Genomic DNA, 14,115 nt, shown 5'->3' with positions numbered 1-14,115 from the left:
AGCTCCAGATAGATCGCCGCTCCGGTGCGCCGTTCTCCGGGGAGACAGGGAGCTGTCGGGGGCCAGGAGCCGACCGCCTGATCAGCGGCGGCATGCGAGAGGGCCCGGAGACCGGGCCCTCTCATGTGGTAGCGGGGACAGGATTTGAACCTGCGACCTCTGGGTTATGAGCCCAGCGAGCTACCGAGCTGCTCCACCCCGCGTCGGCACCAGTAACACTACACGCCAGAGAGGGCAGGTTGCGCCCAGGTCAGCCGCGGACGATGTTCTCCGCCTGGGGCCCCTTCTGGCGCTGCGTCACGTCGAGGGTCGCCTTCTCTCCCTCGACCAGCTCACGCTAACCAGTGCTGGAGATGTCGCAGAAGTGGAAAGTGGGGCGCCCAGCACTGGCACAACCCCCTCACCAGCTGGGCCAGGAAGACCACCCGGCACCACGCCGCAGGTGTGGTGATCGGACGACGCGCCCTCGGGCACCGCATGCGGCGACGGACGGCGCCGCCCCGCACGACCAGAGGGATCGTACGGGGCATCGGCCGCCCGGGCCGGACACGGCACCCGCGGGTGTGAGGGAACCCGCCCTGCATTCCCGGACCACGCGCACCAAGCGTGCAGCCGGATGCGGAACGGAAGCGGGCGACCAGCGTGCCCAACACCGTTCGGGCGCACGGCTGAGTCTGTGCAACTCATGCTCAGTCTTCAGGAACGGTCACCGAAGGCCTCCGCGTGCGGCGGTGCCTTGTCGGTGATCGGGCGCCCCCGTCACTTGGTGCGCCAGGTCGCGGCCATCGTGGGCGGCCTCGGCCCGTGCCCGGCGGCGCGTCGGGGTGCCCCAGGCGTAGAAGAGCCCGCCCACCGCCAGGAAGAGCAGCAGGGGGACGACCTGGCTCAGGGTGTACTGAAGCCGCTCGCCCGCGAAGCTCGGCGGCAGCGAGTCGGCGGCCGATCCGGCAGTGCCGAACCAGCCGACGCCGAAGCCCGGCCAGATGAGGACCACGACTGTGAAGGCGACCAGGCCGGTGGCGAGGGCGGTGACCGTCCACAGGCCGAACCGGCCGCCGGGCACGCTGTACGGCCGTGGAGTGGCCGGGTACTTGCGGCGGAGCACCACGAGGCTCGGGAACGTGATGACGTAGGAGATGAAGGTGGTGCTGATCGCGAGGCCGAGTCCGGCCGCGAAGTACTTCTCGCCGTTGCCGTCGGTGAGGTTGAGGGCGACGATCAGCAGCACCGAGGCGAGGACGGAGGAGAGCAGGTTGACGCGGACGGGAGTCCCGTAGCGCTCGGAGATCCTTCCCAGCCAGGCAGGTCCCGCCCCGTCCGCGCAGGCCACCGCCTGCGCGCGGTGGGCGCCCATCGCCCAGGTGACACCGCTGGTCAGGAGGCCGATGATGAGCCCGGCTGCCGCGATGCCGCCGAGCACCGCGCCTGCGCCGGTCAGGACGACGGTGCCGTCGGCCGCTATGTGGCCCCCGTAGACCGTGAAGACCGCCTTGCAGGCGTCGATGAAACCCGCGAGGCTGCCGATCTCCTTGGCCGGCAGCACGAAGAGGATGCCGAGGATGGGACCGCCGTACAGGACCAGCGAGGCGAAGCCGGAACGGAGGATCGACAGGGGGATGTCGCGCTTGGGGTTGGTCATCTCCTCGGCTGCGGAGCTGGGGAGTTCGAAGCCGACGTAGTTGAAGATGAGGACCGGCACCAGGGCGACGAACCCGGCATACGTGGGGTTGAAGTCGCCTGCGGGAAGTGGGTGCACGCCGCGCTCGATGGCGTAGACGACCACCGAGACGAGGAAGAAGCCGAGCAGCACGATCCGGGCCACGGCTCCGGCGGTGGGCACCCACTTGCCGACGCGGACGGACTGGACGACGGCGAGGGCGCCGATCCAGATGAAGGCCAGCCCGGCCGCGTACTTCCACAGCCCCGGCAGCGGGGTGAAGAACTCCTCCCAGGTGGTCAGGGCGATGATGCACAGGCTGCCGCCCAGCCACACCGGGTTGGAGAGCCAGTAGAGCACCTGGTTGAGACCCGCGACCAGGCGGCCGAAGGCGAGCCGGGTCCAGACGTAGGGTCCGCCCTGGACGGGGAAGGCCGAGCCGAGCTCGGCCACCAGCAGGCCGTAGGGCAGGAAGAAGACGAGGGCGAGGACGGCCATCCAGGTCAGTCCCTGCGGTCCTTGGGCGGCGACCGAGCCGATGGTGTCGAGGCCGACGAGCGTACAGATCAGAAAGAAGAGCACATCGAGACGGCCCAGGTCCTTGCGGAGGCGGGAGCGCTGCTCGCTCCATCCCTCGGACAGGTCGGGGGTGCTCGGGTCGGGCGATGAGGTCGCTTGGGTCACGGGCACGGCTCCTACGGGCGTGGCGTTGGGATGGACGACCGCTGGGAACTGACTGAACGTACAGTCAGTAAGGGAGACTGTGGCGTGCGTCGCACAGGCCGGTCAAGACTGCGTGAGCAGGTTTTTCGCGACCTGGGTGGTGTTCCCGGTGGGTAGGATGGGCCGATGGCGAGAGTGCGGCTGAGCGTCGAGGAGCGGCGCAGGGAGATCCTGGGCACGGCTGTCGAACAGATCGAGCAGCGAGGGGTGGCCGCCCTGCGCGTAGCAGACGTCGCCGCCGCACTGGGCGTCAGCAGTGCGCTGGTCCTGTACCACTTCGAGACCAAGGAGAAGCTGGTCGCAGCGGCCTTCCAGTACGCGGCCGAGAGCGATCTGGCCCGCCTGCGGTCCATCCTGGGGCGCTCCTGCAGCGCCCGACGGAGGCTGCGTGCAGCGGTGCAGTGGTACTCGCCCACCGGCCAGGCCAAGGGCTGGAGGCTGTGGATCGAGGGCTGGGCGGCGTCCCTGCGGGAGACCGAACTGCGCGCGGTGGCGGAGAACTTGGACCGGCGGTGGAAGGCCGCGATCAGCGAGGTGATCGCCGAGGGAGTCGCGGCCGGCGAGTACGTCTGCCCGGACCCGAAGGTGGCCGCCTGGCGGCTGACCGCTCTGCTGGACGGGCTCGCCGTGCAGGCCACCGCCTACGCCGGAGGCCTGCCGAAGCGCACCGCACAGGCGTGGGCCGAGGAGGCGCTGGCCCGTGAACTGGGACTCGCGCCGAGTGACCTCATGGCCGACTGACCGGGTCCGGCCGCCGCCGGCACGCGCGGCTCGGCTCACATGCCAGTCCTCCCCCGATACGGAGGCCCCAAGGCCCGGTGCAGTGCGGAGGGGCAGTTCGCGCCCTGGGTACCCGTCCCGTCCCACGGACCCTCGGCGGCACACCGATTGGGGTGAGCGTTCTCCCCACAGGCGGTCGTCGGGGACGTAACGCGCCGGGACGCTGGTGGCGCCACCGATCACCCCGGAGGCCACGCCGCGCCCCATCAACCCGGTTCGCCGCTGTGATCGCCGGACCTTCCCCAAAGAGCGCGCCTTCGCCGGCCTGTGGCGGCGGCGGCACCGGTCCGGCGGTCCTGGGCAGTGCCCGGGGGCAGCAGAGCCCAAGCCTGGCCGGTCGGCAGGGGCCGGGCTCCGTCATCCGACCTTCCCTCGTGGGCCGGGACAGCCGGCGCGGGGATCCGAGCGCTCCCGCCTACGCGGTCGCCGTGGTGCGGCCGTAGATCTGCTTGCCCAGCCACTGTCCGCCGTCGAGCGTCAGACACTCGCCGGTCAGGTAGGACGCCCGGTCGCTCAGCAGGAAGAGTGCCGTGTCCGCGACCTCCGAGGGGGCCGCGAAGCGGCCTGCCGGGACGGACGCGAGTACACCGGCCCGTGCCTCGGGCGTCGCCCAGAGCGCCGCTCCGGCCCCGTCCGTCTCTGTCGGTCCCGGCGCGACGCAGTTCAACCGGATGCCGAGCGGTGCCAGTTCGACCGCGAGGGTACGGGTCATGGCGAGCACCCCGGCCTTGGCGGCGGCGGAGTGGACGGTGCCCGGGTGGCCGTGCCAGGCGTACGACGCGATCACGGAGAGGATCGAGCCTCCCCTGCCCTCCTCGCGCAGATGCCGGGCGACCGCGCGGGTGCAGTAGTACGAGCCGTTGAGAACGATGTCGACGACCGCGCGCCAGCCATTGGGGCTGAGGTCGATGCCGGGCACGACGAAGTTGCCCGCGGCGTTGTTGACCAGGCCGTCGAGTCGTCCGTACCGGTCGACGGCGGCGGCGACCAGGGCGTCGACGGCCTGGGGGTCGCGGACGTCGGTGGGGACGGCGAGCGCGCTGCGGCCGGTCTTCTCGATCAACGCGACGGTCTCGTCCAGGCGCTCGGGGGTGCGTCCGGCGACGACGGGCCGGGCGCCGGCCTCCGCGAGGGCGAGGGCGATCGCGCGGCCGATGCCGCTGCCGCCGCCGGTGACGATGTACGTGCGGTCGGCGAACTCCGCGCCGCTGTGCGGGGCCGTCTCGGGGCTCATGTACGGGGCCTTTCGGTCGGGGTGAGGACCGCGTGTGCGTCCAGGGCAAGGGCGCCGCCCGGGTGGACGAGCAGCGGGTTGACTTCGAGTTCGGTCAGCTCGGGGTGGTCGACCGCGGCCCGGGCGAGCGCGCACAGTGCGTGCGCCGCCGCGTCCAGGTCGACGGCGGGTGCCCCGCGCCAGCCCGCGAGCAGGGGCGCGTGGCGCAGCGAACCCAGCAGGTCGCGGGCGTGCTCCAGGGAGACCGGGGCGAGGGCGAGCACGACGTCGCCGAGGAGTTCGGCGCGTACGCCTCCGATCCCGGCCATGAGTACCGGACCGAAGGCCGGGTCCTGCCGTACGCCCGCGATGAGTTCGACCGCGTCGGGCGGGGTGACCATGGCCTCGACGGCGTACTCGGCGGCGCCGGTCGCGGCGCGCATCGCGGTGAAGGCGGAGCGGAGCGCGTGCTCGTCACCGAGCCCGAGTGCCACACCGCCCGCCTCGGTCTTGTGGGCCAGGCCCATCGCCTTGAGGACGACCGGGTGGCCGATGCGGCGGGCGGCCTGGACGGCCTCGTCGGCGGTCCGGACGAACTCCGCGTCGGGGAACGTCAGTCCGTATCCACGCAGCATCTCCCGGGCGGTGCGGTAGCCGCCGTCGGTCACGGGGTCCGGGGCCGGCGCCGGTTGCCCGGGGGCCGGGGGCACGGACGACGCCGTGCGGACCCGTTCGGTGCCCGCGAGGGCCGTCGCGGCATTCTCGATACGTTCGTAGACGGGGATGCCGCGCTCGCGCAGCACGGTCAGGGCGGCCGTGTCCCGGGCCATGGTGTGAACCAGGAGCATACGGCCGGACTCCTCGGCTGCGTCGGCGAGTTGGCCGGCGACGGCGCACTCGTGGTGTTCCTGCGCGGGGTTGGCGGTGGCGTAGTCGCCGAAGTAGCCGGTCAGCACGACGGCTTCGGCTTCGCCGGAGCACAGCAGAACCCGGGCGATGCGGGCGTAGGTGTCCAGTTGCGCCTCGCCCGCGCCGGCCAGGTCCACAGGGTTGCCGCAGCCGGCACCGGGCGGCAGGCGTGCGGCGACGGCGGCACGGGTGTGCTCCGACAGCGCCGGTACGTCCAGGCCGCGGGCGGCGAACGCGTCCGCGGCCAGAGCACCTTGGCCACCGCTGTCGCCGACGACGGCCACCCGGGCGGGGCGGGCGCCGGTCGCGCGCCGGCGCGTGGCGGCGCCCGCCAGCAGGCACAGCGCGGCGTCCACGACCTCGCCGGCCGACTCCAGCAGCAGCCCGCCGGCGTCCCGGCAGACCGCCGCCACCGTCGCCCGGGCGCTGACCAGGGCGCCGGTGTGGGAGGCCGCGGCCCGCCCGGAGGCCTCGCTGCGGCCCAGGGTCAGCAGCAGCACCGGTTTGCCCGCGGCGTGCGCGGTGGCGAGCGCGCGCGCCAGGCGCCGGCCGTCACGGAAGTCCTCCACGTACGCGGCGATGACCTTCGTCGGCTCGTGGTGGATCAGGGCTTCCAGGGCGTCGGTGGCGTCGATGTCCCGCTGGTTGCCCAGGGACACGAAGCGGGAGAAGCCCTGTCCGGCGCGGGCCAGCAGGCGGCCGATCTCCAGGGCGAGGTTGCCGCTCTGTGAGGCCAGGCCGACTTGTCCGGCCGGAAAGTCGCCCCAGCTCAGACACAGTTCGGCCGTGGTGTCGACGACGCCCATGCAGTTGGGGCCGAGCAGGCGCGCGCCGTGCCCGGTCACCGCAGACGCCAGTGCGCGTTCCTCGTCGGCGCCGGCGCCTCCCGAGGTGATGACGGTGAAACAGCGCGCGCCGGCCGCGAGCCCGTCGGTGACGACCGTGCGCACGTGCGGGGCGGGCACCGCCACCACCACGTGTTCCGGTGCGCTCGGCAGCGCGGCCAGGTCCGGCAGGAACGGCGTCCCGTCCAGGGCGCCGCCCCGCCGGTTGATCAGGTGGACGGTGCGGCGGTGGCGCCCGGCCAGCGCGCCCGAGGCGAGCCAGTAACCCCACTTCTCGGGGTTGTCGGATGCGCCGACGACGGCGACCGACCGGGGGTCGAAGAGTGTGTCGAGCGGGCCGGGACCGGCGGCCCGCTCAGTGTCGCGGGCTGTCAACGAAACCATCCGAAACGCTCCGCGATGACCGGCAGCCGATCTGCGGCCAGGGCGTGCGCGGCGGCGCGGGGCGTGCAGCCCTCGGACTCGGCTCGGACCAGGATCTGGTCGACCAGGGCGCGCATCGAGCGGCGGATGTGGGCGAACGCCTCGTCGGCGTCGGCGCCGATGTCGCCGAACAGGGTCCACCACCACCAGGCGTTGGTGCCGGAGTTCACGGCGACGTCCGGCAGGACGGTGATACCGCGGGCGGCCAGCAGCGCCTCCGCCTCGGGCACCACGGGCATGTTGGCGGCCTCGATGATCCAACGGGCGGTGATTTCGGCCTGGTTGGAGGTGTCCACGGCGTAGGAGACCGCGGCCGGCACCAGCACCTCGGCGTCGGCTCTCAGCCAGGCGCCGGCCGGCAGTTCCCGGTCCTCGGCCCTCAGTGCGGCACGGTCCACGCAACCGTGACCGTCGCGGGCGGCGAGCAGCGTCTCGACGTCCAGGCCCTCCGGGTTCACGATGGTGCCCTTGATGTCGGCAACCGCGACGACGCGCAGCCCGGCGCGGGCCAGGAAGCGGGCGGTGGCGCCGCCCATGGTGCCCAGACCCTGCACCGAGACACGGGTCCCCTGGTGCGGGACACCGGCCCGGTCCAGCGCGGTGAGCACCGATTCGGCCACGCCGCAGCCGCCCGCCAGCTCGTCCAGGCCGATGCCGTCCACGTCGATGGCGAACGCGTCGGCCAGGCGCCGCCGGGCGGCCTCCTCGTCGTCGAGGAGGGGGTAGACGGCCTGGATGGAGGAGACCAGGCCCGCCTCGGCGGCGGCCCGGTCGACGAGGTCCTGGGTGAGGCCGAGGTCCTCGCCGGTGGTCCAGAAGTGCTCGATGTAGGGGCGCACGGCGCGCAGATAGCGGACCAGGACGCCGTAGGCGGCGGGCTCGCGCGGGTCGCAGTCGATGCCGCCCTTGGCGCCGCCGAGCGGAATGTAGCGGCCCTGCGGGTTGTAGTGCAGCGCCTCCTTCATCGTCATGCCCCGGGCGAGGCCCGTGACCTCCTCCAGCGTGCAGCCGGCGCGCATGCGCAGGCCGCCGCTGGAGACGCCGCGCACCAGCCGGTCGATGACCAGGAATCCCTGGTACCCGGTCTCCTGGTCGGTCCAGGTGAGCGAGACCAGAGGGGCGGGGGCGGCCGTCCCGGGCCGCCGGGGTCCGCTGGTCTCTGACCCGGTGGGCGTCGGCGAGGTGGTGGGGGGCGTGGTCATCGGGAGTGCTCCTCGGGGACGGTGATGAGGGTGGGACCTGGGGTCACCAGGGCCTTGGCCAGTGCCTCGGCGAGCGCGTCGGGCGAGGCGGCTCGCGCGCCGTGGCCGCCGTAGGCGCGGGCCAGGGCGGGCAGGTCGACCGGGGGCAGGTCGACCGCGGTGGGGCGGTCGCCCCGGGCGCGCATCTCGTCGCGGATCTCGCCGTATCCGCCGTTGTCGAAGACGACGACGGGCAACGGCAGTTGCAGCTGTACGGCGGTGGCCAGCTCCTGCACGGAGAACTGCAGGCCGCCGTCGCCGCTCAGCGCGACGACCGCTCGCCCGGGATCGGCGGTCTTGGCGCCGATGGCGGCAGGCAGCGCGTAGCCGAGCGTGCCGAAGCCCGTGGGGTGCAGATAGCGGCCCTCCGGGGCGACGGGCAGGTGGGGGATGGCGCCGAAGTAGCAGCACTGGGCACTGTCCGAGGTGATCACCGCGTTCGCGGGGAGCACCGACCGGATCGCCGTCAGATACGGCAGCAGATGCGCGTCCTGGCTCTGCGTCTCCTCGTCCCGCTCGGCGCGCAGCGCGGCGACGGCCCGGTGGAGAGCGTCGGCGTCGGGCTGGGCGGTGCCGGTGCCCTCCGCGGTGCCGGCGCCCCCGCCGCTGCGGGTGTCCTGACCGGTGCGACCGTCGTGTCCACCCGCCAGGGATCCGGCGGCGAGCAGCGCTCGCAGGGTGCCGCGAGCATCGCCGACGAGTGGGATGTCCGCGGGCACTCCCGTGTACATCTGCGCGGGATCGATGTCCGCCCGGATGAGGATGCCACCGAGCGCGGGCGGGGTGTCCCACAGGTCGGACTCGGCGAGCTCCGTGCCGATCGCGAGGACCGTGTCCCGCTCCCCCAGCCAGCGTCGCACGGCCCGGGTGTGCAGGGAGACCCCGAGCGAGAGCGGATGGGTCTCCGCGACGATCCCCTTGCCGTTGGCCGTGGTCACCACGGCGGCGCCCAGCTCCTCGGCCAGCCGCAGGCATTCCTCGGCGGCTCCGCGCGCGCCGCCGCCGAGGACGAGCGCTGGGCGGGCGGCCGAGCGCAGCTTCTCGGCGGCCGCCGCGAGGGCGTCCGCGTCGGCCACCGCGGGCCCGGCCGCCGGGGCGGTCCTGACCGGTCCGGCGGCGGGGCCCGGAGCGGTGAGGAGGTCCAGCGGCACCTCGATGTGGACCGGCCGGGGCCGTCGTGTACGGAAGAAGGTGAAGGCACGGGCGACCGCGACGCCGATCTCCTCGTTCGAGGACACGCGGTGGCTGAAGGCCGCGACGCCCCGCAGCGCCTCGGTCTGGCTGCGCATCTCGTGCAGCAGACCGGTCGACTGCCGGGGGTGGCGCAGGGGCATGCCCGGCGAGACGACGAGCAGCGCGACGCTGTCGGAGTACGCCTGGCCGACGGCGGCCGCGATGTTCAGCAGGGCCGGTCCGGTGGTGGTGATCGCCACGCCGGGGTTCCCGCTGACACGGGCGTAGGCGTCGGCGGCGTAGCCTGCGCCCTGTTCGTGGCGGGGGTTGAGGTGGTCGATCCCGTAGGCGGCCAAGTGCCGGTAGATCTCGAGGTTGTGGGTGCCGGGAATGCCGAACGCCCGGGTCACCCCGTGCGCGGCGAGTGCCCGCACCAGGGCTTCACCGCCGGTGGAAACGGTGCCGCCGGGCACCGAGGGCCCGGACTTCGTCACCGGGAAGGCAGACGTCATCACATGCTCCGCGAGATGACCAGGCGCATGATGTCGGAGGTGCCTTCCTCGATCTCCTCCAGCTTGGCGTCGCGCATCCACTGTTCCACCGGGTACTCGCGCGAGTAGCCCCAGCCGCCCAGCGTCTGGACGGCCGCCCAGGTGCAGTACGCGGCGGTCTCCGACGCGGTGAGCTTGGCCATCGCCGCCTCCGCCGTGGCGTCCAGACCCGCGTCCAGCCGCTTGGCCGCGCGCCAGGTCATCAGCCGTGCCTGCTCGATGCGGGTGCGCATGTCCGCGAGCCGGAAGGCGACGGCCTGGTGCTCGATCACCGGCTTGCCGAACTGCACACGGTTCTTCGCGTAGTCGCGGGCGTACTCGTACGCGGCCCGGGCGACGCCCGTGGCCGCCGCGCCCAGCACCGTGCGGGAGATGTCGAAGGTGCGCATCAGGCCGTGGAATCCGCGGCCCTCCTCCCCCAGCCGGTCCTCCTCGGGGACGAAGACGTCGTCGAGGAAGATCTCGCGGCAGACGATGGCGCGCTGGCCCATCTTCCGCATCGGCGCGCCGAATTCCATCCCTTCCGCACCCCTGCGCAGGAGGAACGCGGTCACGCCGCGCGAGCGCCGGGCCGGATCGGTCTTCGCGAAGACGACGTACTGCTCGGCCTCCCCGGCGTTGGAGATCCAGGCCTTCTGGCCGCTGAGGCGGTAACCGCCGGTGGTGCGGGTGGCCGTGGTGGTGATGGAGGCGGCGTCGGAGCCGGCGCCGGGCTCGGTGGTGGCCAGCGACGTCATGGGGGTGTCGGGGCCGGCGAGCGGGGCGAGCCAGGTGCGCTTCTGCTCCTCGGTGCCGAGTTCCAGGATCGGGTCCGCGAAGAAGCCGTTGGAGCACAGCAGGTTGCCGATGCCCAGGTCGCCGACGCACAGCTCCTCCTGGACCAGGACCTGCGGGAAGACGTCGGTGAAGCCGCCCCCGCCGTACTCGGCCGGAAGCATGAAGCCGGTGATGCCGACCTTGGCAGCCTTGCGCCACAGGTCCCAAGGGGTTTCGGTGTCGGCCTCGTCGACGGCGCGGGCCCGTGGCCGGATCTCCTCCTGGGCGAAGGAGCGGGCGAGCTCGATGATGTCCCGCTGTTCCCGGCTCAGCGGGACCAGCTCGGTGGGCAGCTCTGACATGGCTTCTCCAGACACGACAGGGACGTCCTGCTACTGAATCGTGAGTCAGTATTCGGAGTGCGGATCACCCATGTCAATGAGTGTGGGTACTGAATGATGAGTCAGTTCGGTTGTGCGGGACACGACGCGCTCGGCACGGATCCGCCGGACGCCTCGGCGGGCCGGGGCGCCCCGCGGAAGAACTCCGGCGCGATGGGCCCGCAGCCCAGCATCCACAGCCACCCGGCGGCGAACGCGCCCGCTCCGACGAGGAGCACCAGACCTCCCACGGCGGGCGAGGTGGCGCGCGGCCGGAGGTCACCGGCGCTCCGCCCGACCGGGGCCGGTCGCGTACAGGGCCTGAACCAGCAGGGCTGCCGGTCGGTCGGTGATCCGCTCGGCTGCACGGCTGGACCCGGCAGTTGACGACGGCATCGCCGCACACCTCCAGGAAGAGACGGACCCGGCGGACGACTGACGGGTCGCACGGCCGTCGCACCGGAAACAACGATGGCCCACACCGCAGAACGCAGTCCTCATTCGCCCACTGCCCACCCTGGACGGCTCCGGTCCAGCGAGATGGGGTGAACTGGTCTATACCAAGAGGTCTAGACATCATGTTCTCTTCTGTGCAACCGTGACGAGCAGGCCACCAGTCACCAGCACTGTTCGACAACTGGACACAGCCCTAAGGGCGTTGACGCGCCTCCGGATACGCCGGTGTCCGCTCCCGCGGAGACGGACGGCCGTGTGCGGAGCCGGTGCCGGCTCCGCGGATCCAGACCTGGACGGCCCGTCGGTCCGTCCACCCCTGCAACGGATCGGAGACCCGTGAAAAGATCCCGTTCCCTCATCAGCACGTCGGTCCTGTTCGTCGGCCTCGCCGCCGGCCAGCTCGGTCTCGGGGCGCCGTCGCACGCCGAGCCCGCCCCCGCGGCCACATCCGGACAGGCCCTCCCCGTGGTCTCCCCGACGCCGCAGTGGATCGCCAGGGCGGGCGCGGACGCCGACGTCACCGAACGCGCGGTCGTCGTCGCGGACGACCACACCGACCCCGCCGCCCGTGACCACCTGGCGAGCGAGTTGCGCGCGCACGGCGCCGACCGGGTCGACGTCGTCGCTCCCGGCACCCGGATACCGGCCGGGTTGCTGACGGTGCGTCTGGGACCCGCCTCCCGGCCCGACATCGCCGCGGACCTCCACGGCACAGCCGTGCCCGGCCAGGCCGAGGGTTACGCGCTGCGGGTGACCTCGGAGGGCTCGCAGAAGCAGGTCGCCCTGGGGGGCACGGACGCCTCCGGGCAGTTCTACGCCGTGCAGACGCTGCGGCAGTTGTTCGTCCAAACCCACGACGGCTGGCGCATCGCGGGTGCCCAGGTCAGTGACCACCCCTCGATGCCCCTGCGCGGAACCATCGAGGGCTTCTACGGCCAGCCCTGGTCCCCGGCAGAGCGCCTCGACCAGATGGACTTCTACGGCGACGTGAAGGCGAACACCTACGTCTACGCCCCCAAGGACGACCCCTACCACCGCGACAAGTGGCGCCAGCCGTACCCGGCCGACAAGCTCGCCGAACTCGGGGAGCTGATCAACCGGGCGAACGCCAACCACGTCCGGTTCACCTTCGCCGTCTCCCCCGGCGGCTCCATCTGCTACTCCGACCCCGCCGACCGGGCAACCCTGAAGGCGAAGCTCCAGGCGGTCTACGACCTGGGCGGACGCGCATTCTCCATCCCGCTGGACGACATCAGCTACACCCGGTGGAACTGCGCCGGCGACCAAGCGGCCTTCGGGGCGCCCGGGCGCACCGCCGCGGCGAAGGCCCAGGTCGACCTGCTCAACGACATCCAACGCACCTTCGTCGCCACCCACCCCGGCACACAGCCGTTGCAGATGGTGCCCACCGAGTACGGGGACCTCACCGACACCCCGTACAAGCAGACCATGCGGGCCACACTCGATCCCGCGGTCGTCGTCATGTGGACCGGCACCGACGTCGTTCCGCCCGCCATCACCAACCAGCAGGCGGACGCCGCCTCCAAGCTGTTCGGCCGCAAGGTCTTCGTCTGGGACAACTACCCGGTCAACGACTACGGCAACACCAGTGGCCGGCTGCTGCTCGCACCGTACGACAAGCGCGAGGCCGGGTTGTCGGAGCACCTGAGCGGCATCGTCGCCAACCCCATGAACGAGCCCTACGCCAGCAAGATCGCCGTGTTCGGCGCGGCCGGCTTCGCCTGGAACGACCGCGCCTACGACGCGAACAGCAACTGGACGCAGGCCCTGGCCTACCTCGCGGGCGGCGACCGCAACGCGGCTGGCGCCCTCCGCGTCTTCGCCGACCTCGAGCACCTCGCCCCCACCTTCGGGGCGACGCCGTGGCAGCCGCAGGCTCCGGAACTGAGCGACCGCCTCGCCCGGTTCTGGAAGCAGTGGAAGGCCGGGAACCGGACCGCCGCCCTGTCGGACCTTCGGGCGTACGCCGACGCCATCGCACAGGCACCGGCGGAAATCCGCGGCGGGGCCGTGCAGGCGGGCTTCGTCGCCGACGCCGGGCCGTGGCTGGACGCCACCGCGCTGTGGGGCAGGGCGGCGGTGTCCATGGTGGACGCCCTCGCCGCCCGGGTCGACGGCGACGCGGACCGTTCACAGGCACTGCTCGCCGACTCCCGCACGCTCCAGCAGCAGGCCGAGGCGGTACGCGTCGACCCGTCGCGCAACGCCTGGGGGAAGGCTCCGGTCAAGGTCGGTGACGGTGTCCTCGACGCCTTCCTCGTCCAGGCCGACACGATGCTGCAACTGTGGGACTCCGCGGGCGGCGGCGAGAACCTCGCCCTGACGGGCACCGCAAGCGCGTCCAGCGTGGAGCAAGACCTCGACCGGCTGGCTGCGCGCTTCGTCAACGACGGCTCCACCGGCACCCGTTGGGCCTCGAGTTACAGTGACGACGAGTGGGTCCAGGTCAAACTCGCCGCACCCGCGAAGGTCGCCGCGGTGACTCTCGCCTGGGAGAGCGCCTGTGCGACCGAGTACCTTGTCGAGACCTCCGACGACGGCGTGCACTGGACCACCGCCGCCACCCTGACTCCTACGGCCTGCGGGACCGACGTCATCCGTCTCACCGGCGACCAGCCCGTCAGCTACGTCCGCATGCAAGGCGTCAAGCGTCGTACCGGCTGGGGCTACTCCATCTACGAGATGGGGATATACGGCACTCCCGCGAGCAGCTGAGCGGGAGGCTCGGACCTCCCGGAACGACAGGGAAACGGGGCGGACGGTCTTGACGACCGCCCGCCCTGCGCCATGGGCCCGCCGGGAGTGCCGGCATTGGGGGCACCTTACGGGCTCTCCGGTTCGGAGGTGCAGCTTTATCGGGTAGGCGGGCCGGTTTTCCCGGCCCGCCCCCCACACCACCGGACATGCGGGCCCGCATCCGGCGGTTCGTTCAGCTGACCTCAAGCGGGTCGTTGGCGGGACCACGAGCCCTTGAAGGACTTGTATCC

8 protein-coding genes, 1 tRNA gene and 1 pseudogene are annotated in these 14,115 nt (G+C 72.3%); 2 read left to right on the top strand and 8 right to left on the bottom strand.

Features of this window, described 5'->3' with window-relative positions; genetic code table 11:
- Nucleotides 1-126: 126 nt before the first annotated feature.
- From BZY54_RS23205 to BZY54_RS23190, 3 genes and pseudogenes are all read right to left on the bottom strand, one after another.
- Nucleotides 127-203 (bottom strand) — tRNA-Met (locus tag BZY54_RS23205).
- Nucleotides 204-250: 47 nt separating this feature from the next.
- Nucleotides 251-346 (bottom strand): annotated as a pseudogene (locus BZY54_RS53455) (S1 domain-containing protein); the annotation flags it as partial.
- 360 nt (nucleotides 347-706) lie between these two features.
- Nucleotides 707-2,341, bottom strand: a complete 1,635-nt coding sequence (locus BZY54_RS23190; RefSeq protein WP_086727262.1) for an APC family permease — start codon at nucleotides 2,339-2,341, stop codon at nucleotides 707-709.
- Between the two features lie 165 nt (nucleotides 2,342-2,506).
- Between BZY54_RS23190 and BZY54_RS23185 the strand changes: the two genes are divergently transcribed.
- Nucleotides 2,507-3,121: a TetR/AcrR family transcriptional regulator gene (locus BZY54_RS23185; RefSeq protein WP_086727261.1), complete on the top strand. Its 615-nt coding sequence runs from the start codon at nucleotides 2,507-2,509 to the stop codon at nucleotides 3,119-3,121.
- Between the two features lie 454 nt (nucleotides 3,122-3,575).
- On the opposite strand, the gene BZY54_RS23180 is transcribed toward BZY54_RS23185, so the two are convergent.
- Genes BZY54_RS23180 through BZY54_RS23160 form a run of 5 tightly spaced genes read right to left on the bottom strand, consistent with a single transcriptional unit; the run spans nucleotide 3,576 to nucleotide 10,633 of the window.
- A complete protein-coding gene (locus tag BZY54_RS23180; RefSeq protein ID WP_086727260.1) occupies nucleotides 3,576-4,394 on the bottom strand; it encodes a glucose 1-dehydrogenase in 819 nt (272 codons plus the stop codon).
- Nucleotides 4,391-6,511 (bottom strand): acetate--CoA ligase family protein, encoded by a 2,121-nt coding sequence (locus tag BZY54_RS23175; protein WP_086727259.1) that lies wholly within the window; start codon nucleotides 6,509-6,511, stop codon nucleotides 4,391-4,393. The genes BZY54_RS23180 and BZY54_RS23175 overlap by 4 nt, the downstream gene beginning before the upstream one ends.
- A complete protein-coding gene (locus tag BZY54_RS23170; RefSeq protein ID WP_086727258.1) occupies nucleotides 6,499-7,752 on the bottom strand; it encodes a Glu/Leu/Phe/Val dehydrogenase dimerization domain-containing protein in 1,254 nt (417 codons plus the stop codon). The genes BZY54_RS23175 and BZY54_RS23170 overlap by 13 nt, the downstream gene beginning before the upstream one ends.
- Entirely contained in the window at nucleotides 7,749-9,476 is a 1,728-nt protein-coding gene (locus tag BZY54_RS23165) for a thiamine pyrophosphate-dependent enzyme (protein ID WP_086727257.1), read from the bottom strand. Before BZY54_RS23165 ends, BZY54_RS23170 begins: the two co-directional genes overlap by 4 nt.
- The gene (locus tag BZY54_RS23160) at nucleotides 9,476-10,633 is read right to left on the bottom strand and encodes an acyl-CoA dehydrogenase family protein (RefSeq protein WP_086727256.1); all 1,158 of its coding nucleotides are present in this window, start codon (nucleotides 10,631-10,633) and stop codon (nucleotides 9,476-9,478) included. The genes BZY54_RS23165 and BZY54_RS23160 overlap by 1 nt, the downstream gene beginning before the upstream one ends.
- Nucleotides 10,634-11,443: 810 nt before the next feature.
- Here BZY54_RS23160 and BZY54_RS23155 point away from each other — a divergent pair.
- On the top strand, nucleotides 11,444-13,843 hold the full coding sequence (locus BZY54_RS23155) for a glycoside hydrolase family 84 protein (RefSeq protein WP_244217294.1): 2,400 nt from the start codon (nucleotides 11,444-11,446) through the stop codon (nucleotides 13,841-13,843).
- The last annotated feature ends 272 nt before the right edge of the window (nucleotides 13,844-14,115 follow it).

Source organism: Streptomyces carpinensis (genome assembly GCF_002154505.1).
In the GTDB taxonomy this organism is placed as follows: Bacteria; Actinomycetota; Actinomycetes; order Streptomycetales; family Streptomycetaceae; genus Streptomyces; species Streptomyces carpinensis.
Note: the sequence above shows the minus strand (reverse complement) of the source record. Positions and strands in the feature narration are given on the sequence as shown.

Bases quoted from the DNA above. Each gene is read 5' to 3' on its own strand.
- BZY54_RS23175 (WP_086727259.1), bottom strand. From the start codon at position 6,511: ATGGTTTCGTTGACAGCCCGCGACACTGAGCGGGCCGCCGGTCCCGGC.
- BZY54_RS23180 (WP_086727260.1), bottom strand. From the start codon at position 4,394: ATGAGCCCCGAGACGGCCCCGCACAGCGGCGCGGAGTTCGCCGACCGC.
- BZY54_RS23170 (WP_086727258.1), bottom strand. From the start codon at position 7,752: ATGACCACGCCCCCCACCACCTCGCCGACGCCCACCGGGTCAGAGACC.
- BZY54_RS23165 (WP_086727257.1), bottom strand. From the start codon at position 9,476: ATGACGTCTGCCTTCCCGGTGACGAAGTCCGGGCCCTCGGTGCCCGGC.
- BZY54_RS23160 (WP_086727256.1), bottom strand. From the start codon at position 10,633: ATGTCAGAGCTGCCCACCGAGCTGGTCCCGCTGAGCCGGGAACAGCGG.
- BZY54_RS23185 (WP_086727261.1), top strand. From the start codon at position 2,507: ATGGCGAGAGTGCGGCTGAGCGTCGAGGAGCGGCGCAGGGAGATCCTG.